This is a genomic window from Egbenema bharatensis FJBBOT/2019, from assembly GCF_048077055.1.
Classification (GTDB): Bacteria; Cyanobacteriota; Cyanobacteriia; order Elainellales; family Elainellaceae; genus Egbenema; species Egbenema bharatensis.
On sequence record NZ_CP182236.1, the window covers coordinates 6,356,697 to 6,379,688 of the forward strand.

A 22,992-nucleotide genomic window follows, 5' to 3' on the forward strand; every position below is an offset into this window, starting at 1 on the left:
GGATCATCAGGAAGTTTATCCCCCATTGCCAAACGTAGGGACATTGGCAAAACGCCCTTACAGCGGAATTCAATGTCCCTACAGCGGGATTTAAGGCTAGCGGGTCATCGATCGCTTATAGATTCGCATGATTTCGCCGGGTTCTCTGGCGGTGGCTTCCTGAATCTGCACGTAGGGTAAGGGGCGTGACCAATCTTCGACGCGGCAAAAACTACAGTGGTACAGACGCGCGATCGTGTTCTCGACATCTTCCGGCTGACCGATGATCAGGATTTTGACGAAACGACGAGCAGCAGAAACCGGTCGATCGCCGGAGGGTGGCTGACCGATGAATTTATTTGCCATAGGGAATGAATCTCCTTGTGTTCCAGGGTTTGAAGAAACCCTAGAGACTAGCTCCTAGTTTCAGACAGCACAAGCTAAGAGCATCGGATGCTATCATGCATCCTAGCCGAGGACTAGTGTTCGTAGTCTGAGGTTAGGGGGTTAAGCGTTTTGCTTGTCACGGCACGCTTGACCTCCGCTAGAGAATTCGCCTCTAGGTGATCCAGCTCTCCTTCGGATCAGGTCAACCCAAAAGATCGCTATAGCTGATGAGCGTAGCATCAAACGTTTCGATAAATCAAGTCAAAAATGTTACCGATCGCGTGAAGTTATCTATCTTTTTTCGATGGGCGATCGCTTGGTTGCTGGTGGCAGAGTTTCCACGGGTGGCTTAACTGGCTGGCTTGACGAATGGCGCAGTATATTTGAGAATATTTGGCATTAAATCTAAAAACTTACTGCGATCGTCCCTCAAGCACTCATGGCAATTACCCTTTCCAGAGCAGACTACGATGAGTTGTGGAAACAGTGTAATCCTACGACCCCATTCGCAAATGCCTCAGAAACCCCTGAGATTGTTAAGTCTGTCCCACCACAAATTGGACAGGGATACATTTGCTTAATTCCACTGCGGGGGATGAACCTCTCTATCTTGAGATACCAACTCCATGATGACCTGTTCATTAAAGAGGAATCTGCTGGAACTGAATGGGAATTTGGCTTCAATATTTCTGGAAATCGTGGCGGAAAGCGAACCGGGGAAAGCTTTATTGGCTGGGGAAATTATGAGAATGAAGGAATATATGAAACCTATGCAAATGATGCCATCTTGAAAATGGATATTGATTTACACGCCCCAGGTTATCTTTATCAACTGATTGGTGAAGAGTTAGAGGAAGTATCTCCAGAAATTAGAAAACTCGTTGAAGAAAACCATCAATCATTTTTTAGTGATATTAATTTGATCACACCCGCAATGCGATCGGCACTCGATCAGATTTTGAATTGTCCCTTTACCGGAAACACAAGACGAATTTATTTAGAAAGCAAGTGCTTAGAATTAATTGCCCTGAGACTGGAGCAGTTTAAACAGAGGGATAGATACGATCGCAAACCCTTATGCTCCCTCAAGCCAGATGATGTCGATCGGATTTATCTGGCACGGGATATTATCACCGAGAATGCAGACCATCCCCCCTCTTTAATGCAGTTAGCACGGCAGGTAGGACTGAATGACTTCAAGCTGAAGCTGGGATTCCGCCAAATTTTTGGAACAACGGTGTTTGGCTATGTGCATCGCCATCGGATGGAAACCGCCCGTCAACTGTTGAGCGATCGCCGTATGAATGTCAGGGAAGTTGCTCAAGCTGTAGGCTATGCCAATCAAAGTCGGTTTGCCGCTGCGTTTCGCAAACAGTTTGGCATGAATCCGAAAGCCTATCTCTTGAATAAAAAATCCGTTTAGGGCGAAAAAAGATCCGGATGGGATCGATCGTCCTGCCCCACAGTGCCTAATTTCTCGGTATCTTTTTGAGAATAGTTCTTAGCAATTCAGCATTGCTAACAAATTTCAATAAAGTGTGGGGAGAGAGTAGGAATGAGTTTGTTGTGGAACAGAATGTTGTCGCGGTTCATTTCTAGAGATGCAGCGCGATCGTCTGCCTTGCTGGGGTTGTGGGTTTTGGGGCTGCTGTTGACGAAGATGCAGCCAGTGTGGGCGAATGAAGGAATGACAACAACATCGGATGATGCACAGCTTACAGAAACCGTAGATGTGGAAACTGGAAGCGAAGATGCACCGATTTCTACATTTGCTCTGACCTCTGATTCTACGGCGATGACCATTCCTCAACTGAATGAACTGGAGCAACCCGCTACCACGATCGAAGATTGGGTGGCTCAGATATCGCAGGCTCTTGTGCAAGTGACAGGAGTGCGGGTGGAGGTGACGGAATCCGGTTTGCAGGTGGTGCTGGAAACTGCTGAGGGCGAATTGCCAACTCCCACAACGCGATCGGTGGGTAATGCCTTGATTGCTGAATTTCCGAATGTGATGTTGACCTTACCAGATGGAGATGAATTTTCTCAAGCAAATCCGATCGAGGGGATTGCGCTGGTGAACGCGACGAGTTTACCGGATAACCGGGTCAGGGTTGCCATTACCGGGGTAGAGGCTCCTCCGATGGCAGACGTGCGCGGGGAAGGTCAGGAATTTGTCCTCAGCGTGGTTCCAGGAACGGAAGGGATGGGTGCAGGTCAAGATGCCGCCATTCAGGTAGTGGTGACGGGTGAACAGGATGAAGGCTACAACCCTTCCAGAGCCAGCACTGCGACGCGAACGGATACGCCCTTGCGCGATATCCCGGCTTCTATTACTGTGATTCCTCGTCAAGTGATTGAAGATCAGGGAGCCGTTCGCCTCGACGAAATATTGCGTAACGCAAGTGGGGTGACTTTCTCCAGTTCTTTCGGGAATCGGGGGCAGGATTTCCGAATTCGGGGATTTAGCGCAACGCAGTTTAGAAATGGATTAAGGGAAGATGCGGGCGGTGGCGGTTCTTTTGTCAATCGTACCGTACAAGAAACGGCAAACATCGAGCGGGTTGAAGTGCTTCGAGGCCCTGCTTCGGTTTTGTTTGGGCAGGGTGAACCGGGGGGAGTGATTAATCTTGTTTCAAAAAGCCCTCTCACCGTGCCTTTCTACAATATTGACTTTACGGCTGGAAACTTTAACTTTTACCGTCCTACACTAGATTTTTCCGGCCCATTAACGGATGATGGTGCGCTGGCATACCGTCTGAATTTGGTCTACGAAGATACCGATAGCTTTCGAGATTTTGCTGATTCAAGGCGTTACTTTATTGCTCCGACCTTAGCGTGGCGAATTGGTGCAGATACAACGCTGACCTTAGAGGCTTCTTATCTGCAAGATCGACGCACATTCGATCGCGGTTTGATTGTGTTAAATGGCGACGATCGCCCAGCCGATTTACCCTTGAGTCGAGCCTTGTATGATCCCAGATTCTCTAGAAATAACTTTGACGAAACGCGAGCCTACCTTTACCTTGATCACGAGTTTTCTGATAACCTTGCCATTCGTAGTGCCTTTCGGTACACCACTAGCTTTGAGTCCGATCGGGAAGGAACATCACAAATCAGTCGGTTGCGGGATGATAATCGTACGGTTGAAATTGAAGCCTATTTTGGTGAGCAATTTTTTGAAACTTACACCTTTCAAAATGATTTGACGTGGGGATTTAGCACAGGGCCGATCGATCACACATTGTTAGTTGGCGTAGAGCTGGCAAGTAATAGTTCCCGATTTGGATCTTCTGCTCCTGAAGGACGGCAAGCCCTGACTGGAGGGGTACTCGACATCTTTGATCCAGACTATGATGCGATTACCTATACGGGAGGCTACGATTTCTATTTTGGAGGTGAGCGTCAAGATCAAAGAACATTGGGTATCTATGTACAAGACCAAATTAATGTATTGGATAACCTCATCTTGTTATTGGGTGGTAGATTTGATCTCGTTAACTCTGAGGAACGGTTTGGAGATTTCAGACAAGATATTGACGATACTGCTTTTTCTCCACGGTTTGGAATTGTTTATCAACCGAATGAGATTTTATCGCTCTATGCCAGTTACGCTCGATCGTTTGTTCCAGTCGGAGGGCGAAATGCCACAAATACGCCATTTGAGCCAACCAGAGGCACTCAGTACGAAATTGGAGTTAAAGCCGATTTTCTAGACGGTCGCCTTTCCTCAACCCTGGCTGCCTATGACATCACCCGAAGTAATATCACCACCCCTGACCCTGACAATCCTAATTTTTCGATTCAAGTGGGTGAGCAAAGAGGTCGAGGAATTGATTTTGATATTGCTGGCGAAATCCTGCCCGGTTGGAATATTATTGCTGGCTATTCTTACCTGGATGCATCAATTACTAGAGATAATAATTTCGAGGTCGGTAATCAACTCAATAATGCGCCTCGCAATTCAGCAAGTTTATGGACAACATACACCATTCAATCAGGTAATTTAAGAGGGCTTGGTTTCGGTGCAGGAGTCTTTTTTGTGGATCAACGTACGGGAGATCTGGCTAATAGTTTCACGATTCCAAGCTATACTCGGTTTGATGCAGCCCTTTACTATAACCGTGATAGGTTCCGGGCTGCGTTGAATTTCAAAAATTTATTCGACACTGAGTATTTTGCAGGTTCACAAAATCGGTTTGCAGTTGTACCCGGTGCGCCTTTTGAGGTGAGAGGTACGGTTTCCTGGCAGTTCTGAGTCGTTGGAAAATGAAGTATTGGTCTAGGCGATTGAATGTGTGGTTATTGGCAACCCTTTTATGTGTTGTTATCATTGCTTGCAATGGTAATTCATCTCAATCAGGAAACTCTCAATCTAACAGCAATCAAACTGTAGACAACATTCCTTCAGATTGTCGTGTCATTCAGCATGACGGAGGAGAAACTGAAATCTGTGGGCAACCCCAAAAGATTGTGGCTCTCAGTCCGCCTTTGCTGGACATTCTGCTGTCATTAGGGGTGCAGCCTGCTGGTTATGCAGAAGTAGACTTGCTAAGTCAGAAAGTATTTGACAATCCTGCTGAACAAATTCCCTTCCTGGGCGATCGCGTCACCAGTCAACCTGTGAATTTGGGCGATCGCCACAATCCTTCCATCGAAACCCTTTTGCAACTTAAGCCTGACTTAATTCTAGGTGAAGCTTCTTACTTAGAAGCAAATCACAAGCTGTTATCAAACATTGCACCCACTGCGGCTTTTGAAATCAGTGGAGAGACGGGATGGAAAACTGCATTACAGGCGATCGCCCCAGGATTGGAACGCGAACAGCAGGCACAACAGGTTATTGCTATGTATGAGCAGCGTTTGCAAACCGCAAAGCAGCAACTCGCACCCCTCACATCAGAGCAAACGATCATTGTTTTAGGCTGGCAGCGTATCTCCAATCAATCCTTTGTTTTTGCCTCTGATTTCATCACTGAACTGCTAGAAGCTCTGGGATTTGAGGTAATTGTGGGAGCATCCGATCGTCCCAGCATCTCCATTGAAGCCATCGCCCAAATAGAAGCCGATCATATTTTGGTGATGCCCTCTGGAGATAACACCATTGATAACGCAAAGCAGCAGTGGCAAAGTGATCCGATTTTGAGTTCTATTCCTGCTGTAAAAGCTGGCAACATCTATTTGATGGACTATCAATTCGCCCGCATTCGCGGCCCGATCGCCGCTGAGATTTTTATTAATCAATTTCAAGATCTTCTCATGGATCATTAAATTAAAGCAGTGAAACAACTGGCGATCGGGGATAATGAGAAGCTATCCCATTAAGCTGTCGTTGGTATGCACCGCTGGGGGCGATCGCTCCCAACACTCAACTGGTGCTTCAGCAAATTCTTAACTGTCCCTACATCGGGTCAATCCAGCAGGTTTATCTGGAAGGGAAAGCCCTAGAACTGATTGCCCTCCAGTCAGCTCAATTCTTGCAGTCAGCTCCAGCCAGCCCACATTATTTCCTAAAGCGATCGGATATTGAGCGCATTCATCAAGCCAGAGAACTCGTCCCTCAGCGGTTAGAAAATCTACCCTCGCTAGGGGCGATCGCCCCACAGTGCCCTACTCTAAATTCTCAAACCAGGCTTCCAAGTCTGTGAGGGTTTCAAAATCCAGCAACGCTTCACCAAGTGCTTCAAGTTGTTCCAGGGAAAGCGTAGTCAGGCGCGATCGCAGTTCCTCTGGCACTTCTCCAATGCGTCGATTCAGCAAACGCAAGATGAGCGATCGTTCTCCTTCCTGCCGTCCTTCCTGTCGCCCTTCCTGTCGCCCTTCCTGTCGCCCTTCCTGTCGCCCTTCCTGTCGCCCTTCCTGTCGCCCTTCCTGTCGCCCTTTTTCCAAAATGTCCTGATAAATGACTGACTCCCGCATCATGCCCTCCCGAAAGACTTGCCGAATCACATCCTTCTCAAATTTTAGCCCAGCTAGAATCTGGGTATATCCAGACACCTCTTGTCGTTGAATCTCCTCCAGTTGGCTCACTTGTGCTGCCACTCGTTGTAATAATGCTTCTGCCTGGGTCGTTGCGGTCAATGGGGCTAAAGTGCTCTGAATATTCTTCAGACAGCAGCTTACAAACATTATCGAACGACATGCACCTGGACTATGTGATGATTTCTACAAAACCAATGCGATCGCTCACCATCAAACTTCAGGAAGCTGATCCGGATCAATTCCTTGCGATCGCAGGTAATGCTGCATGTTGTAGTAGACGGTCAGGTTACCGGAGATGTAAAAGACTTGGCGATCGTGCCACCAGGCTTTCAGTAGTCGAATCAGCAGGTCAATCTGATGGCGGTGGAGGTCACTTTCCAAGGATGGCTCATCACTATACAGGTTGCTCGGAGGCAGTACAATTTCGTCAGCGATGTCCTCACCGACCACGGGGAGATTCTCATCCAGACGAACCATAGCCAGACGCTCCGACGATACTGACATCAGTATAACTGCAAGAGAAAAGTTGCCTTGATTCAGTGATATCGTCGCTACTGCCACTTTCAACACTGCCAGATACCGCTCAGCGTAGCAAATTTGGGATGTTTGCTCCAAATGGTTCAAATGGGTAGTGCATGATTGCCATTCGCTCGATCGTTGCGGTATGAGTAATAGTAATCTTTTTCAATAAGAGAGTGGGCTAGTTATGGCGATCGCGCTTTCGGAGACAACCTGGTATGAACTGTGGAATCAAAGCCGCTCCCAGTCTACCCTTGCTGACCCAGACGATGGGGGCGATCGCCTGGTGATCTGTCCCACTCCGTTGGCAACGGGGTATAAACGAGACATTGCCCTCAGGAATGGCATTGACCTGACCTTGCATCGGTTTAAGTTCCATGACGACGTTGCCGTCACCCATGAGCAGTCTGAGGACACAGGGTTTCTGGAGTTTGTGTTTAACCTATCATCCAGGTCTAGCCTGGAAAACGGAGTTGCGCTAACGGCTGGTCAGTATTGCTTGCTGGGACGGTTCAGCCCAGAACAAGAGACCCTTGTTTACTTTGCCCAGGAGCCGACGGTAGGGGTTGACATCCATATTGAACCTGAAGCATTCCAGACCCTACTGGCAGGCAACACCGACCCATCGGGGATCATAGAGCGCCTACCCTCAGACCTTCAGCGCATGATTGCGGGCGATCCAACCATCACCGTTTCATCGCCTCAGCCCATCTCTCCAGCGATGCAGGTGGACTTGCAGCAGATCTTAAATTGTCCCTATCACGGAGTGGTGAAGCAACTGTATCTGGAAAGCAAATCCCTGGAAGTGTTAGCCCTCTGGCTAGAGCAAGCTCTTTGCACCCCTGCCCCAAAGCCCACCTGCGCCCGGTTACAGTCGGACGAGATCGATCGCATCCACCATGCCCGCGACATTTTGATCCAACAGATGGATCATCCTCCGTCCCTGACCGATCTGGCCCACCAGGTCGGACTCAACGACTGCACGCTCAAACGCGGATTCCGGCAGGTGTTTGGCTATACGGTGTTTGGCTATCTGCAACAGCATCGCCTGGAGCAGGCCCGATCGCTCTTGCTCGACCATCAGTTAACCATTACGGCGATCGCCCATCGGGTCGGCTATACCAATCTTTGTGCCTTCAGCACGGCCTTTCGCAAGAAGTTTGGGGTGAGTCCCAGGGAGATGAGAGGGTGAGGAAGTGTTGGTGTTGCCTGCCCGCAGTACTCAGGCTGGACGAGCTATGGTTTGCCCTCGTACCAATCTTGCCCTCCTGGCAATTGGGCGAGATGAGCGGTGATGACAGCGGGTAGTGCTTTAGGGGAACAGTCATAGGTCAAACTGAGCAGTCTTTGAGCTGTACTGATCACGCTCTCTCTATCAACCCGTTTACTCAGCTGATCTGGATTTAATTGACCATTCAACACCTCGACACTGGCAGGGGCAATTGCTGCCTCGGTTGACTCTTCTAACAATAGCAACCATTTATTTTCGTTGACATAGTAAGAGGCTTTGTTTGCTTTTAAGTTCAACTTCTGGATTCTCAAAATCGAATCTGAAATCGAAGCCGCCCAGGAGTTAGTCAGTCGTTTTTCGATCTGATTTTTAATCAAATGCACCATTAACCGAATCAAGAATGACTCAATACTGCGTAAGATGGACTGTTTACTCATCTCCTCCAGTTCATCCACAATGGCCAAGGCATCTTCATAGCGCCCTTCAACGATACTGAGTCGCAGATCGAGCAATTCTTGAGTCATCTTTATCACCTTTGATTCAGTAATTCAGTTTGGTACCCCTGAACAAACCCAGCCTCTATATTTTATGCGTACTTTCACTTTCATCATAATCTGGATCAAGTCGGTGGGCTGATTGACTTGTGTGTACACTCTAGGAGAAATGAGAGGATAATGCCTCGGCAAAAAATTCCGTTTCAACAAACAAAAGTTCCGTTTCAACAAAGTCTCCTTCTCGAAATCCAGATATTATCTCATTCATGATAATTGCGAGTGATTCCCAACTAACTCGCTGTTGAGGATGAGTACTGCTGTCATGGTCGTTTGATCTGCTCATCAACGGGATGAAGGGCGATCGCCATGCGCTATCGGATGAGATGAAAGGTGTGAGACAGATGCAAAATTGGTGTTCGTTCAGTCTTATTCTGGGATTTTTAGTAACCTTCGCCGCACAGCCAGTCTGGGCCGAGGTGAATGAGTCAAGTCAGGTGGGCGTGACTCAGTCGTCATTTTCCCACCCATCTACCCACTTACCCATCCACCCATCCACCCCCCAACCCGCGACCACTGTGGCTGAATGGCTGGCTCAACTGGAAGCATCACGGGTGCAAATTACGGGGGTGCGGATTGAGACGACTGAGACTGGCTTGCAGGTGGTGTTGGAAACGGCTGCGGGAGAACTATCTGCTCCCACTACAGAGGCGGTAGGGAATGCCCTGATTGCCGAAATTCCCAATGCAGTGCTGGCCTTACCGGAAGGAGACTCGTTTGAGCAGTTTAATCCGGCTGAGGGGATTGCGCTGGTGAGTGTGACGGGTTTACCAGGCGACAGAGTGCGAGTGTCGATTACGGGAACGGATGCGCCGCCAGAGGCACAGGTCGGTATGACAACGGGGAGCCTGGTGTTGAGCGTGGTGCCAGGGATAGCTCAGGTGGGGGATGCCGATGATGCCATTCAAATCGTGGTAACTGGGGAACAAGACGAGGGCTACAATCCTTCTGAGGCGACGACGGCAACCCGAACCGAGACTCCTCTGCGTGATATTCCGTTTTCCGTGCAGGTGGTGCCCCAGGAGTTATTAGAAGATCGGCAGGTACAGAGCGTTAACGAAGCCCTGCGTACTGTGGTCAGCGTCACCCCCGATAACTCTTCTCAATCAGCCTTTGAAGGATTGACCATTCGCGGATTTTCGGGTCGAAACATCATCCGCAATGGTCTGCGCGACGACACCAATATTACCAACCGCATCGCTGTTCCCAATATCGAGCGCATTGAGGTGCTACGAGGCCCTGCCGGAGCATTGTTTAGCCAGGGCGCACCGGGCGGCACGGTAAACATTGTCACCAAAAGGCCGCTGGAGACTCCTCAATATCAGGTCAATGGCATCTTCGGCAACTTCGACACCTACAGTGGCTCACTGGATTTTACCGGCCCCTTAAATGACTCAGCAACGTTGCTCTATCGGTTGGTTGCAGGTGCATCTAGCACCAATACATTCATCGACTTTTTTGAGCGTCGTAGCTATGTGGTGGCCCCTTCACTGACCTGGCAAATCGGAACCAACACTCGGCTTAACCTGGAGGGAGAATATACAGCTTCTGAACAGCCCAACGATCGCGGACTGCCTGCGATCGGCACCGTCTTGCCTAACATCAACGGTCAACTTCCCCGCAATCGCTTCATCGGCGAACCCGACGACGAATTAGATCAAAACAATCGCTACGCGCTGCGGCTGGGCTACACCCTGAATCATCAAATCGATCCTGACTGGCAACTGCAAAATGCCTTTCGCGTCACCTTTCAGCGGGTGCCCCAAAACTCTCTTTTCCCCAGTAATTTATTGGACGATCAACGCACCCTGGAACGCGGCCTTTTTAGCACCAGCGATCAGGCGCAAGACAACTGGGCCATCGATACTAACCTTGTAGGTCGCTTCAACACGGGCAGTATTAGCCACCAGGTGTTATTTGGCTTTGATTTTAATCGTGATGTTTACTCGGCGAGCAGCCAGGAATTTACCCTTGACCCCATCGATATTTTTAACCCTGTGTATGGGCAGGCTCAGCGACAGTTTGTGGCCGATTACCCCAGGGATGTCTATACCACGGATACCTTTGGCCTTTATCTACAAGACCAAATTGATTTGCTGCCTCAGCTCAAACTGCTGCTAGGGGGGCGAGTCGATTGGGCCGCCCAACGCGCCGATTTTGGGGATGGGTCTGAGTCTTCCCAGCAGGATTTTGCCTTTAGCCCTCGGGTGGGATTAGTCTACCAGCCCAGCCCAGAACATGCTCTTTATGCCAGTTATAGCCGATCGTTTCTGCAAAATGTGGGCACTGCCTTTGACAACACTACCTTCGACCCCGAACGCGGCACCCAGTACGAGGTTGGTTTGAAATCGGATTGGCTGGACGGACGGCTATCAACGACACTGGCACTGTACCAAATTACCCGCTCCAACGTGTTGACGGATGATCCGATGAACCCCAATTTTTCGGTGCAGACGGGGGAACAGCGCAGTCGTGGGGTAGAACTGACGGCCACAGGGGAGATTTTACCCGGATGGAATCTGGTAGTGGGTTATGCCTATACCGATGCCCAGATCACCGCTGACAATACGCTAACCGTTGGCAACCGCATCAATAATGTCCCAGAGCACGCTGCAAGTTTATGGACAACCTATGAGCTGCAATCGGGTTTGCTTCAGGGACTGGGCTTTGGGCTAGGGGTGTTTTATGTGGGCGATCGCCAGGGCGACCTCGATAATTCTTTCCAGGTACCGGGCTATACCCGGACTGATGCTGCTGTGTATTATCGCGGCGACAATTTTCGCGTCGGCTTAAACGTTGAGAACTTGTTCGATGTCAACTACTTTGAAGCCGCAGAAGGCCCGTTGCGCGTTTTTTACGGTGCTCCTTTTACGGTTAGAGGCACCGTCTCCTGGACGTTTTAAGGATTATGGACTGAATCACCTGCACAACGTTTTACTTTGCTGACTGGGCGGGCAAGATGCCCACCCCACAAGAGTTCCAGATTATTGAATTCGCACTCTTAAGCGTTTGTCTAGGGGGGACGAGGAACAGAGGCATGATCGATAAAGTTTGGTGGCAACGATTCTTATTGTTCTGGGTTGGAGTTTTGATGGTAGCTCTGCTCCAGAGTTGTGGCAGTTCAAAAAACCAGGTGGCCGGGAGCCTAACGTCACCCACCGAATCATCAAATTGTCGGATGGTGCGCCATGCAATGGGGGAAACCTGTGTTCCACTCCAGCCGCAACGGGTCATTACCCTCAGCGTGCCGAGTCTGGGAGATGCGATCGCCCTTGGCATTGAGCCGATCGCCACCATTGTCTACTTTGATGATCCCCCTCCTTATCTGGCGGAACACTTAGGCTCTATTCAAGTGTTAGGTCAAGAAGAACAGCCGAATCTGGAAAAGATATTGGCCTTAAAGCCAGATCTGATCATTGGCATCAGAGATTCAACCGAAGCCATTTACAATCAATTGACTCAAATTGCTCCAACCGTTGTAGACGAGTGGGAAGGCTATCCATCCTGGCGAGAGCATTTTGACTTTATTGCCGATGTATTAGGAAAGTCGGAGTCCGCCGAACAGGTTTGGAGTCATTACTACCAACGCATTGAATCCCTCAAAACTGCCCTGGGCGATCGCACTCAAGACTTAGAAGTGTCGTTTGTGCATAGCTGCTGCGGCACAATTGATTTGGATTTGAAGAATTCCTTCAACGGCAGTATCCTCGCCGATGCAGAATTACGCCGTCCGCCTGCCCAGTCTGTTCCCATTGCAGGAGGGATCGTGTCAATCTCGCAGGAGCGGCTTATGGATGTTGATGGCGACGTTCTATTTGTTGCAACCGATGGAGACGAAGCCACGCAAAAGATAGCTAACCTCCAGCGCAATCCATTGTGGCAGAGGCTAAGAGCGGTGCAGAACGATCGCGTTTACCCCGTCAATTATCCTACATGGCGCGGGGGCAATCCCCTGGCGGCTGATGCTGTGATCGATGACTTATTTAAGTATTTAGTAATCGCACAAATGCCTGATGAGTTGGTGAATTGATTCCCTGTTGCAACACCGCCAACACCGTTGCCATGTCACCTGCGAGCAATGCCGACACCGATAGCCACAATCCCGGAAAGATGCGACTACGCACAATGCCCTGGTCATCGGGACATTGCACCTGATAGTCATCTGCCTCCAAGACAAACCAATCCAACCGTCCTTCCAGCGTGCACCAGACCATATATTCCTGCACTTGATTCCGACGATAGGCGCGTTTTTTATCGTGTAAATCGATCGCCGCACTACTCGCCGCCACTTCCACCACCAGCTCCGGTGTCCCTTCGATGTAATCCTCCGCACCAATTGTTGCCTGTCTCCCTGGCACCAGCAATACCGCATCAGGTTGGGGTTCATTCTCCAGATCTAGCCGCACCGTGGGTTCAATGCCCGCTACCACTCCTGGAGTGAACGCCTGGTAAGTTCCCAACCATGTGGCTAAAAAACCATGCGGTTCCCCGTGACTTTTGATTCTCAGCGGCGATGCCATGTAAACCATTCCCTCGATCAGTTCAGCCTTTTTCAAATGCGGCATGGCTTCATAGCGCCGCTCAAACTCAGAACGCGACAGGCGATCGCCATTTTCTAGTGGTGGAATCACAAACCTAGACTCTGGAATTGCAACCATCAATCTACCCTCAACCCTGCTCCCATTCTAAATCCCGTCTACCCACCCGACCACTCACCTACCCACCTACCCACCTACCCACCCGACCACTCACCTACCCACCTACCCACCCACTCCCCCATGCGCACCTTCACCCTCATCTGGTTCGGTCAACTCGTCTCCACCATCGGCACCTACATGACCGAGTTTGCGCTTATTCTCTGGGCTTGGGACGTGACGACGGGTTCCGCGACAGCACTGGCACTGATGGGCTTTTTTTCGCAATTGCCGCGCATTCCCATCACGCTAGTATCAGGGCTGATTGTGGATTCTCCTTCGGAGACGCTAGGCGAACACTTCAACCGCAAGCATTTGATGGTGTTGGGCGATAGTGTTGCTGCCCTTTCTACCATCGGCATTGGGCTGCTTTATCTGGTTGACCGTTTAGAGATTTGGCATCTTTACCTGGCTGCCAGTCTCAATGGAGGCTTCGGGCAAATCCAAAGTTTAGCTTACCAAACCTCTATTTCTTCGATGGTGTTGCCGCATCAGCTCACGCGAGCGAACAGCATGAATTCAGCCGTTCATTATGGTTCAGCCATTTTTGCCCCCGCGCTTGCCGGAGTATCCTATCCTCTCATTGGCTTGCTGGGAATTATTGGGATTGACCTGGTCGGCTTTGGGGTAGCGATCGCCACTCTCTACTTCGTCCACATCCCCCAACCCACCCCTCAAACGGCCACTGAAATCGAACCCCTGATTTCTAAACTCACCTTCGGCTTTCGAGCGGTTTGGCGACAGCCGGGTCTGCGAACCTTATTGCTCATCAGTACCCTGTTTTGGTTCTTCCATGATTTGGGGGGAGCCATCTACGATCCCATGATTTTGGCTCGCTCTAACGGTAGTGCCCAAGTCCTGGCCAGCACTGCCTCCGCAGCGGGCATTGGGGGAGTCACCGGAGCCATTCTCCTGACGGTCTGGGGTGGGCAAAGCGACGGGTCAAGGGAATGCTCGCAGGATTCATCGGCGCAGGCTTGAGTAAAACTCTGTTTGGACTGGGGCGTTCCCCTGCCATCTGGATACCCGCCCAATTTTGCTCATCACTCAACTTTCCGCTGCTGGGCAGTTCTGAAACCGCGATCTGGATGACCCAGATTGTCCCTAACCTTCAGGGGCGAGTGTTTGCCGCTAATGCTCTGGTATTGCAGATTGTGAGTGCGATCGCCACGTTGATGGCTGGCCCCTTAGCCGATCGGATATTTGAACCAGCCATGCAGGCAGGGGGCCAGTTTGCCGCTCTTTTTAGTCCGATCGTGGGGATGGGGGCAGGAGCAGGTATGGCATTGCTGTATGTGATCACCTCGATCGGTTTGTTTTTAGTAGGGATGGGTGGTTTCGCAATCCCTCAACTGCGACAGGTAGAGCAAGAAACGCCAGAGGCAAAAGTCTTCTGACGGCTCTCTGTCTAAACTTGCTCACCTGCAAGGGTGAGCAAGCAATCGCCCACTGGTGGGATTTGTCCTGATGTCCAGCACAGGATTGCGATTAGCTCGATCGTTGCGGTATGAGTAATAGTAATCTTTTTCAATAAGAGGGTAGGCTGATCATGGCGATCGCGTCTCGGCAAACTTCAACCACGGTTTTGCAAAATGAGTTTTGGGAGTTGATGGCTTTGCAACTGGTTCAAATCCTGAATTCTGAGCAGACTGGCGATCGCTCACCTGGTTTGAAACCAGACGATGTGGAGCGAATCCACTATGCCAAAGAGCTATTGGTAGCGCGGCTAAATCATCCACCGTCCCTGATGGAATTAGCGCGGTTAGCGGGCATTAACGATTGCAAACTCAAGAGTGGGTTTCGGCAGGTGTTTGGCACCACGGTATTTGGCTATTTGCATGATTGTCGGATGGAGCGATCGCGCCAGTTATTAGAAGCCGGTGAAATGACTGTAACTGAAGCTGCACAAGCCGTCGGATTTGTTAGTCGAGGACACTTTGCCGCTGCATTTAAACGACGATTTGGGGTGAATCCGAGTGTGTATGTGGCTCAAAATCGGCAAGATGAGCGATTTTTGAAGTAGCGATCGTTGATCATGGATTCGCTAAAATAACTCTAACTCCTTTGTGCTGAAGGTTGACTATGGTGTTGCAACAACCTCATTCTCTGCCAATTCCCCCTCTAGAGAGTGGCGATCGCCTGACTCGTGCCGAGTTTGAACGTCGCTATGAGGCGACCCCAGAAAAATTCAAAGCAGAACTGATTGAAGGAGTCGTTTACGTGGCATCTCCAGTTAGAGTTTTTCATGGCACCCCCCATGCCGCCTTGATTACCTGGTTAGGAGTCTATTGGACTGCAACTCCCGGAGTTAGCGCAGCGGACAACACGACCACACGGCTAGATATGGACAATGAACCCCAACCGGATGCCTTACTACGGATTGAAATGGGGGGAACATCGACTATCAGCGAGGACGGCTATATTGAAGGGGCACCCGAACTGATTGCAGAAATTGCTACCAGCAGTGCCGCCATTGACTTGGGAGCCAAGCAAAATGCCTATCGTCGCAATGGGGTTCAGGAATATCTGGTGTGGCAAACCTTTGAGAATCGCTTGAGCTGGTTCCGGTTACAAGCAGAAGAATTTGTCTTAATTGAACCGGATGCGGATGGCATCATTCGTAGCAGCGTGTTTCCGGGGTTATGGTTGGCAGTTCCCGCGTTGCTAGAAGGCAGGATGATGGAGGTGCTGAGTGTGCTGCAAGCCGGAATTGCTGACCCCGTGCATCAAGCCTTTGTTCAGAGGCTGACATCCCCCAATCTCGAATAAGCACTTTTTCCACGACTAATCGATCGCTGCTTTCGCCAGAAAAACTCCAGATAGGGATCAGAAAAACTCCCGCTAGGGATCAGGGCGATCGTCCCGGTGATCTGGCGAATACCTTTGACTTACCCAGCTATGCCCGCACGGATGCCGCCCTCTTTTACCGCCGCGATAACTGGCAGGCTCAACTAAATTTCAAAAACCTGTTTGATGTAGGCTATTTTGAAAATGCGATCGGTCGCAATAGTGTTAGCCCTGGTGCTCCGTTCACGGTGCTGGGAACTGTATCTGTTCGTTTCTAATTCCTCAAGTTGATGATTCTCAAATCTGTCGCTCATTGGGTTAAATGGTGTTTATTCGCCCTGTTTACCGCCAGTTTAATCATTGCCTGTAATGGACATTCTTCTGCCCCCACGCTCCAGGCAGAACCAACGAATGATAGTGCCCGATCTGCGACTCGCCTTGTGCAACATGATATGGGTGAAACTCGTGTTCCTGTGAACCCGCAGCGGGTGGTGACGCTGGACACTGGACATCTGGCAAATGCAGTGGCATTGGGCATCCAGCCGATAGGTTCAACGGCATGGTATCGGACAGACCATCAGAGTGGCTTGAGTCCGGTGGAGCCGTACCTGGGCGATCGGCTGGAAGAGCTGACCATTCTGGGCTACGGGTTCACTGCCGATCAGGTCAACCTGGAAACGCTGTTGAGTCTGAAGCCAGATTTGATCATAGCGGTGACTCCCCACAAAGCGATTTATGATCAGCTCTCACAAATTGCCCCTACCGTACTTTATGAATACCCCAGTGCCGATGAGTGGAAAGACTTTTTGCGATCGTCTAGCATTGCCTTGGGGAAAACTCAGGAAGCCGAAATTCTATTAAATGAATACGAACAGCGGATTCAAAGCTTTCAGCAACAAATGGGGCATCGGCTTTCCACCCAAATTTCAGTGATTCATCCACTGAAAGAGGGAACCCGCATCATGTATAGGGGATTCTTTGGCGGTAGCGTCATCCAAGATGCTGGATTAGCCCGCCCTCCCGAACAGGATAAAGAGGAATTTAACTCCCAGCCCGTTTCGGCTGAATGGATTCCTCAGATGGATGGAGATGTGATGTTTGTGATTTCCTTTGGGGATGACGAAAGCCTGAACGTGGTTGACCAATTAAAGCAACAGCCATTGTGGTCACAGTTGAATGCAGTTCAGCAAAACAAAATCTATCCAGTGAATGCAGAACATTGGTATGGCGGTGATATTGTCGCAGCGAATCGGGTTCTGGATGATTTATTCAGATTTTTACTGGAAGAAGAGTAGAGGTTCTCACAGCTTACGCAATTCTGGAGTAGTGGCGCAAAAGGTTTCTGTGTTTTCTCTGATTTGCGCCACTGTTATCTGGTTATCCTGCTTTTATCCGCACAATTGCAGCATGGGGATCACTGAGATTTTGGGATTGATCAAAATTCAGTACAGTGGTGGGTAGAACATGGGTCAATTGACCACTTTTGCGATCAGGAGTCAGGGTGATAACCCCCAACCCTGGGCAACTCCCCTCTGCTGCATGACTGACTGTCAGTGGGAAAGGGCCGCGTAATGCGACGTAAATTCGTCTTCCATCTGGCACACCTCCTGGCGATAAATCCCCAAGGTCTGGCGTAGGCTTATTACTCAGCCTGGCACCCTGCGTCGTTCCGCATACCCCTGTGGTAGTCAGACTATAGGTTCCTTCATAACGAGCGTTCAAATTGTCCCAGGGCGGAGCAACTCTAAAGACCTCAACATTGTCACGGATCCGATCCAGTTGATGAATGTAGCGTGGCGTATCTGATACTACGTTACGCACCAACACAATGCCGTGGGCATCACGGTTAGTCCCTGCGGGAAGATCGACACCTGCTACCTTGCCATTATCTGCGTCAGCCCATACCGCTGTAGGTGCAGGAGTATTGGCTGCATTGAACCCTGGTGCGGCTGGATAGTTGAGCGGAAAACGATAGAGCGAGAACTCGGAAATATTTGGCCCCGGTGTTCCAGTATTGAGATGCATAAAACCAGCCGCATCAACGCCACCACAACCCGCCGCGCTTACCACGTTCACGTCATACTCACCGACAATTGCCATTGGTGTAGCACGGACATCAACCACGAACATGCCGCCCCCTCCCAAGGTCGAAAAGACATGTTGACCTGTGCTGGAAGGGATCGGGCAGATGACCGTGTTCAAAGGGCGAATTCCAGGAGCCTGCTTCAGCGCACCCGTTGGAGTCGTCGTCGGCTGACCATCTGGCACGATGCCGCTCACAGTACATGAAATCTCATCATTTGGATTGCTGTCTACTGCAACGGGTTGTGCCAGGATTCGTCCTACCCCGCCAATCAGATCAAGACTGGCAGCAGCATTGAAATCAAAGCCCGTCACCATACCTTTATCGTCACGCACAAGCTCAACACGCTCTAAGATCTCTCCATTTTGATTACCCACAATCACCGTGTTACCATCCGGTGGCCAGAAGCTCATGTGGTTCTGCCGACCCGTAGAGGTGCCTGTAGTCCGGAAAAGGCAGACCGGTGACTTGGTCTCACCGTCAACAATGCCCAGATGTCCTGAAGCCACAAAGTTTAGTGCCATGTAGCGGCTATCTGGGCTAGGCAGAATACCATGCATCCGAGCGACATGGGCCCCCGTTGTCACATCCGCAGTTGGAAACAGGTCTATCGTGACATCTAACACTAAAGGATTATCGACGAGTGGAGTCTGCTCAAGATCTGCGCTGTCGTAGATACGCACCTTTCCCCCATGGGTTCCAGTGGGAGTGTCAGCCGTGATGCCTTGAGTATTTGCCTGGTCACTGATCCACACTTCGTAGCCTGCTATGGGGGGTTCTGGAACCTTGCCCGGTTGAGCAGATAGCTTGGGTGCTGCTATCAGACCCAGCGTAATGGTCAATGAAAACAATAGCCAGAGGTAGCGACGTGAGCCAAACATCAAATAATTTTTAACTCTCCTAAACATTTAACAAAGATCTCCATATTCGATGATGTCGTTACATCCTGGATGACTGACAAATCTTTTCCCGTAGGTTGGGTTGAATAACGTGAAACCCAACACTAGCCTATGTTCTGTTGGGTTACGCTATCGCTAACCCAACCTACGGGAGAATAAGGGTTTCAGGAGTTTTGTCAGTCAATCAGCGTTACATCAGTCTTGCGTCATATTAAACTACACTCGTCATTTCGGAAGTTTTTCTCGAGAATTTAACAGTAATGCCCCGTATCAGGAATCATTACGGGTAAAAATGGCAGCAATAATTCAACTATTTTTAACAAAGTGAACTTGTAAATTGCGACCTCTAAAAATTGCGACCTCAAATAGTCAATTGTTGAGCTTGGGCAGAAAGGGTGTATCCCACTTTTGCAGTTGTATGACTGATAGTTCACTGGCAGGCAAGATGCCTGCGCTACGGAAATCGATCCATTTGCATCAATGGTTGCATCAACGGGATGCTCCCGAATAAAAATTCAGGAGCAGCACAAAAGACTTCACTTACTGCTTGATAAAGCTTGGGAGTGAATGTTATCAGTTTTCTCTTAACTTTGGTTAACTCATCCATAGAGACAATCACTGCTTGCCAAAGATATCGAGATAAATGATAATGATTTGCATCAAACCTCAATCAAAGATCCTCAAACTGCGATCGCGCCGGGTCTAACGAAAAGAAGATAGGTTTTACAAAAAGAAGCAAGGTCACATGGATAACTTTTTCTGTGCCGAACAGTCACGCCAGTCTGGAGTGGATATCATCGGTTCTGCCGCCGAACATCAGATTTATGTGGCGATCGAGTGTCCTCCCCCCTGGACAACCGATGATATGGAGTCTAAGGGCATTCCCGATAACCTGCGCCAACTGAGTGAAGCCATTTACGACGACTACGATCGCTTCCAAACTCGGTTTTTGCTGATCTACAACGAACACCTGAAGCAAGAAAACTGTACTCGCGTTTTGTTTTTCCGTAAGCCATCCGGATTCGCCAACGCCTATGAGAAACAAGAATTTCACCTGACGAATATTCAGGATGTCGCGCCTTTGGTGCAGCAGTATGTCAGGGGTGAGCCAATCGATTTACATCCGATCGACCATCCCACCAGAGATATCTTGATTTGTACCCACGGCAGCCGCGATCGCTGTTGTGCCCGGTTTGGTAATCCCATCTATCATCAAGCATTGAAGATTGTAGAGGAATACTCCCTGGAGCAGGTTCGCATGTGGCAAGCCAGTCATATTGGCGGACATCGGATGGCTCCAACGGCGATCGATTTTCCTGAGGCTCGCTACTATGGTTATCTAGACCCCGTTTCGCTGACGGCAGTACTGACCCGTACTGGTGACATTCAATGTCTGGATAAAATCTATCGTGGTTGGGGAGTGTTACCCTGGGCAGCGCAGGTGCTTGAAAAACAATTGTTGCTGACCTGTGGATGGGATTGGTTCAGCCATAGCGTGACAGCTCAGGTGTTGGACTGCGATGCTGATGAAACCTTCAACCGGGTTGAACTGACTGACAAATCTCCAACAGGCGAGTGTCAAACTTACCATGCCGACGTAGTAGCCGACGATCGTTGCACCGTTCACCTCAAAGGTTCTTGTACCAGTGAAAAGCTATCTGCTATCACTCCCTACCGGGTGAAAGATCTAAGTAAAAGCTAGGGTGAGGGTGGGCATCAACCGTTGGAGGTTTTTCAGTGACTTGGTTTGCCACAGAATTGTATCGGTTCCATGCAGTGTCAGTTGAACATCGCCTCGTTGTCTGGCTCGAACCACAAACATCGACAGCATACTGATACCCGAACTATTGAGAAACTCCAGCTTCTGTAAGTTGACGGTTAAATTCGGTGAAGCCTCGATCGCCGCAACCAGCAGATCCATAATCGGTTGATATTCTTCAATCCCATTAAGCCGTAAGAATCCCTGAAAATACACAGTGGCACTCGCTGAATCATGCCAGACGGTATAGTTATCGGCTTGAATCTCCATCAGCCTATCCTCTTCACTTTAATAAATAAACTAAAACACTCAAAAATGACCAGATTACGGAAACGCGCAATACAGTTCTACCCATCGCTTTTTATACGTGAAGCCGAACGACAACGTTTACCTGAGTGATCCAATCTGCCTCCTCCTGAACCACAGAATGATCCGTCATGGGCTGAAACTTCCAACTGAAACAAGCTGCATAGTCATTGATCATCGTCAGGATTCCCATGTTCGATCCACCATTGCCCATTGCCGTTTGTTCAAGCTGCTGGATGTACAATTCATCCAGGTTGGAATTTAGCAACATCTGAATAAAGCTTTGATAGCGATCGACCTCTGGTTGACTGGCATAGTTAACTGCTTGAAACACAATTTGCTGTTCATGTAAGTACAGGGAAATACTAACGGGTAATTTACTGGACATTTCACTGTACTTTACGGCATTTTCAATGAGTTCATTGGCAATGTAGCTGACGGCCGCTTTCACGGTGTCTCGCTGGTTGATTGGACTATCGCAATCGGCTTCTCCGGGAAAAAACGCAGCAAAGTAATCTCCCAGAAAGTCCGCTGAAAGCCCATAGTTACCCCATCGTCGTTTACGGGCAGCTAAATTGGGGGAAAAACTCAGCGTTAAATACTCTTCTCCACCAGAAAAATCATCAGAGAAGTCTCCATAGGTTTGGGTTAAATGGGTATCAGTCATGAAAGCAGGTAAAATAGTATGTTTTAGGCAATTGTGGTTCTATGGCAATTGTGGTTCTATGGCAATTGTGGTTCTATGGCAATTGTGGTTCTATGGCGATCGACAACCTCAGGGGTTAGGGTGTGACTGACAGCGACATGACCTGATTTTTGCCATGCTGTTTTGCGAGGTAGAGTGCTCGATCTGCTTGATCCATCAGGAGTGCCGGAGTGCCGCACAAGGTTGGAACCACACAAGCGGCCCCTACACTGATGGTGATGACAGAATCGATTTCAGATTGGCAATGGGGAATCTGGCACTCCCGTACCGCAACGCGAAGCTTTTCAGCAACCTGTAGTGCGCCCCGCAGAGACGTTTGAGGCAACACCACCGCGAACTCTTCCCCTCCATAACGAGCCAGGAGATCAGCGGGACGGTTGATTTGTTGACTGAGGATCTGCGCGATTTGCTGCAAACAATGATCGCCCTGCAAATGCCCGTAAGTATCGTTATAGTCTTTGAAATGGTCAACATCACACAAAATGGCTGAGAGCGGCAGGTGCGATCGACTCATCTGTTGCCATTGCTGGTCTAAATACTCATCAAACCGGCGACGATTGGCGATGTGGGTTAAGCTGTCGCAGTTGGCCAGTTCCGTCACTTCAGTTAGCTTATTTTCCCACTGCCTATCTACAACATCACCATGCTCCATGATGGTTTGAACGATCGTTTCTAGATCATCCTTCTCTCGAAGAATCATTTCTACAAGGGCGTGAAGGGTGGATTCAGCCCGCATTCGTTCCTTCACTTCTTCCTTCAGCCGCAAATTAGTCTCATGAAGTTCCGCTTCAATCAGATCGCCATGTTCAGCCGTGGTAAAGAGAGAAATGCTTAAATCTTGATTCATTTGCCGTAACTGCTCATTTTCCTGGCGCAGTCGCTCAATTTCTGCCAAAAGTGATTGCTCCTGAATTTCATCTTGCGTCTGGGATTCCATAGTGCACTGTAATGTCTATACCATGACTTTACCAACTCGATCGCTTCATCTACTCATTAATCTGTTTTATCCGTAAAAATCGCAGTTATAGCTGAGGTTTTAGGAGGGATTACGTGATATTACAGGGACAAACATGGGTATTAATAAGGAATGATCGGTAAACCACCGCAACCCT

The 22,992-nt window shown here is 49.4% G+C and carries 19 protein-coding genes and 2 pseudogenes; 12 read left to right on the forward strand and 9 right to left on the reverse strand.

Going from position 1 to position 22,992, the window contains the following annotated elements:
* Positions 1-96: 96 nt before the first annotated feature.
* Positions 97-345 carry a hypothetical protein gene (locus ACM1PF_RS29635; RefSeq protein ID WP_416669899.1) on the reverse strand — a complete coding sequence of 83 codons (249 nt, stop codon included), beginning with the start codon at positions 343-345 and terminating at the stop codon, positions 97-99.
* Between the two features lie 460 nt (positions 346-805).
* Here ACM1PF_RS29635 and ACM1PF_RS29640 point away from each other — a divergent pair, with 460 nt between their 5' ends.
* The 4 genes from ACM1PF_RS29640 to ACM1PF_RS29655 all read left to right on the forward strand — a co-directional run bounded on the left by ACM1PF_RS29640 (position 806) and on the right by ACM1PF_RS29655 (position 6,011).
* Positions 806-1,789, forward strand: a complete 984-nt coding sequence (locus ACM1PF_RS29640) for a helix-turn-helix transcriptional regulator (protein WP_416669901.1) — start codon at positions 806-808, stop codon at positions 1,787-1,789.
* Between the two features lie 132 nt (positions 1,790-1,921).
* Positions 1,922-4,621 (forward strand): TonB-dependent siderophore receptor, encoded by a 2,700-nt coding sequence (locus tag ACM1PF_RS29645; RefSeq protein WP_416669902.1) that lies wholly within the window; start codon positions 1,922-1,924, stop codon positions 4,619-4,621.
* Between the two features lie 11 nt (positions 4,622-4,632).
* The gene (locus ACM1PF_RS29650) at positions 4,633-5,634 is read left to right on the forward strand and encodes an ABC transporter substrate-binding protein (RefSeq protein WP_416669904.1); all 1,002 of its coding nucleotides are present in this window, start codon (positions 4,633-4,635) and stop codon (positions 5,632-5,634) included.
* A gap of 104 nt (positions 5,635-5,738) precedes the next feature.
* Positions 5,739-6,011, forward strand: coding sequence for a hypothetical protein (locus tag ACM1PF_RS29655; protein ID WP_416669906.1), 273 nt, complete (start codon positions 5,739-5,741; stop codon positions 6,009-6,011).
* Here the strand turns inward: ACM1PF_RS29655 and ACM1PF_RS29660 are convergent.
* Both ACM1PF_RS29660 and ACM1PF_RS29665 read right to left on the reverse strand, forming a co-directional pair.
* Positions 5,974-6,453, reverse strand: a pseudogene (locus ACM1PF_RS29660) (Rpn family recombination-promoting nuclease/putative transposase); the annotation flags it as partial. The gene ACM1PF_RS29655 and the pseudogene ACM1PF_RS29660 overlap by 38 nt on opposite strands.
* Positions 6,454-6,555: 102 nt before the next feature.
* Positions 6,556-6,849, reverse strand: coding sequence for a hypothetical protein (locus ACM1PF_RS29665; RefSeq protein WP_416669907.1), 294 nt, complete (start codon positions 6,847-6,849; stop codon positions 6,556-6,558).
* Positions 6,850-7,051: 202 nt separating this feature from the next.
* Between ACM1PF_RS29665 and ACM1PF_RS29670 the strand changes: the two genes are divergently transcribed.
* Positions 7,052-8,056, forward strand: coding sequence for a helix-turn-helix transcriptional regulator (locus tag ACM1PF_RS29670; RefSeq protein WP_416669909.1), 1,005 nt, complete (start codon positions 7,052-7,054; stop codon positions 8,054-8,056).
* A gap of 44 nt (positions 8,057-8,100) precedes the next feature.
* Here ACM1PF_RS29670 and ACM1PF_RS29675 read toward each other — a convergent pair whose 3' ends face one another.
* Positions 8,101-8,619 carry a DUF29 family protein gene (locus ACM1PF_RS29675; RefSeq protein ID WP_416669911.1) on the reverse strand — a complete coding sequence of 173 codons (519 nt, stop codon included), beginning with the start codon at positions 8,617-8,619 and terminating at the stop codon, positions 8,101-8,103.
* 371 nt (positions 8,620-8,990) lie between these two features.
* Here ACM1PF_RS29675 and ACM1PF_RS29680 point away from each other — a divergent pair, with 371 nt between their 5' ends.
* Both ACM1PF_RS29680 and ACM1PF_RS29685 read left to right on the forward strand, forming a co-directional pair.
* A complete protein-coding gene (locus ACM1PF_RS29680) occupies positions 8,991-11,549 on the forward strand; it encodes a TonB-dependent siderophore receptor (protein ID WP_416669913.1) in 2,559 nt (852 codons plus the stop codon).
* A gap of 134 nt (positions 11,550-11,683) precedes the next feature.
* The gene (locus ACM1PF_RS29685; RefSeq protein WP_416669915.1) at positions 11,684-12,676 is read left to right on the forward strand and encodes an ABC transporter substrate-binding protein; all 993 of its coding nucleotides are present in this window, start codon (positions 11,684-11,686) and stop codon (positions 12,674-12,676) included.
* On the opposite strand, the gene ACM1PF_RS29690 is transcribed toward ACM1PF_RS29685, so the two are convergent.
* A complete protein-coding gene (locus ACM1PF_RS29690) occupies positions 12,630-13,304 on the reverse strand; it encodes a Uma2 family endonuclease (protein WP_416669917.1) in 675 nt (224 codons plus the stop codon). The genes ACM1PF_RS29685 and ACM1PF_RS29690 overlap by 47 nt on opposite strands.
* Before the next feature lie 120 nt (positions 13,305-13,424).
* Between ACM1PF_RS29690 and ACM1PF_RS29695 the strand changes: the two are divergent.
* The 4 genes and pseudogenes from ACM1PF_RS29695 to ACM1PF_RS29710 all read left to right on the forward strand — a co-directional run bounded on the left by ACM1PF_RS29695 (position 13,425) and on the right by ACM1PF_RS29710 (position 17,422).
* Positions 13,425-14,737, forward strand: a pseudogene (locus tag ACM1PF_RS29695) (MFS transporter).
* Between the two features lie 152 nt (positions 14,738-14,889).
* Positions 14,890-15,363, forward strand: a complete 474-nt coding sequence (locus ACM1PF_RS29700; RefSeq protein WP_416669919.1) for a helix-turn-helix transcriptional regulator — start codon at positions 14,890-14,892, stop codon at positions 15,361-15,363.
* A 59-nt stretch (positions 15,364-15,422) separates the two neighbouring features.
* The gene (locus ACM1PF_RS29705) at positions 15,423-16,109 is read left to right on the forward strand and encodes a Uma2 family endonuclease (protein ID WP_416669921.1); all 687 of its coding nucleotides are present in this window, start codon (positions 15,423-15,425) and stop codon (positions 16,107-16,109) included.
* Between the two features lie 308 nt (positions 16,110-16,417).
* Complete coding sequence (locus ACM1PF_RS29710; protein WP_416669923.1) at positions 16,418-17,422, forward strand: ABC transporter substrate-binding protein; 1,005 nt, start codon at positions 16,418-16,420, stop codon at positions 17,420-17,422.
* Between the two features lie 82 nt (positions 17,423-17,504).
* Here ACM1PF_RS29710 and ACM1PF_RS29715 read toward each other — a convergent pair whose 3' ends face one another.
* Positions 17,505-19,118, reverse strand: a complete 1,614-nt coding sequence (locus tag ACM1PF_RS29715) for a hypothetical protein (protein WP_416669925.1) — start codon at positions 19,116-19,118, stop codon at positions 17,505-17,507.
* A gap of 736 nt (positions 19,119-19,854) precedes the next feature.
* Between ACM1PF_RS29715 and ACM1PF_RS29720 the strand changes: the two genes are divergently transcribed.
* On the forward strand, positions 19,855-20,811 hold the full coding sequence (locus tag ACM1PF_RS29720; RefSeq protein ID WP_416669927.1) for a sucrase ferredoxin: 957 nt from the start codon (positions 19,855-19,857) through the stop codon (positions 20,809-20,811).
* Here ACM1PF_RS29720 and ACM1PF_RS29725 read toward each other — a convergent pair.
* The 3 genes from ACM1PF_RS29725 to ACM1PF_RS29735 all read right to left on the reverse strand — a co-directional run bounded on the left by ACM1PF_RS29725 (position 20,797) and on the right by ACM1PF_RS29735 (position 22,817).
* Positions 20,797-21,138 (reverse strand): slr1659 superfamily regulator, encoded by a 342-nt coding sequence (locus tag ACM1PF_RS29725; protein WP_416669929.1) that lies wholly within the window; start codon positions 21,136-21,138, stop codon positions 20,797-20,799. The genes ACM1PF_RS29720 and ACM1PF_RS29725 overlap by 15 nt on opposite strands.
* Positions 21,139-21,229: 91 nt before the next feature.
* The gene (locus tag ACM1PF_RS29730) at positions 21,230-21,841 is read right to left on the reverse strand and encodes a DUF6272 family protein (RefSeq protein ID WP_416669931.1); all 612 of its coding nucleotides are present in this window, start codon (positions 21,839-21,841) and stop codon (positions 21,230-21,232) included.
* 115 nt (positions 21,842-21,956) lie between these two features.
* Positions 21,957-22,817, reverse strand: a complete 861-nt coding sequence (locus tag ACM1PF_RS29735) for a diguanylate cyclase (RefSeq protein ID WP_416669933.1) — start codon at positions 22,815-22,817, stop codon at positions 21,957-21,959.
* Positions 22,818-22,992: the final 175 nt, after the last annotated feature.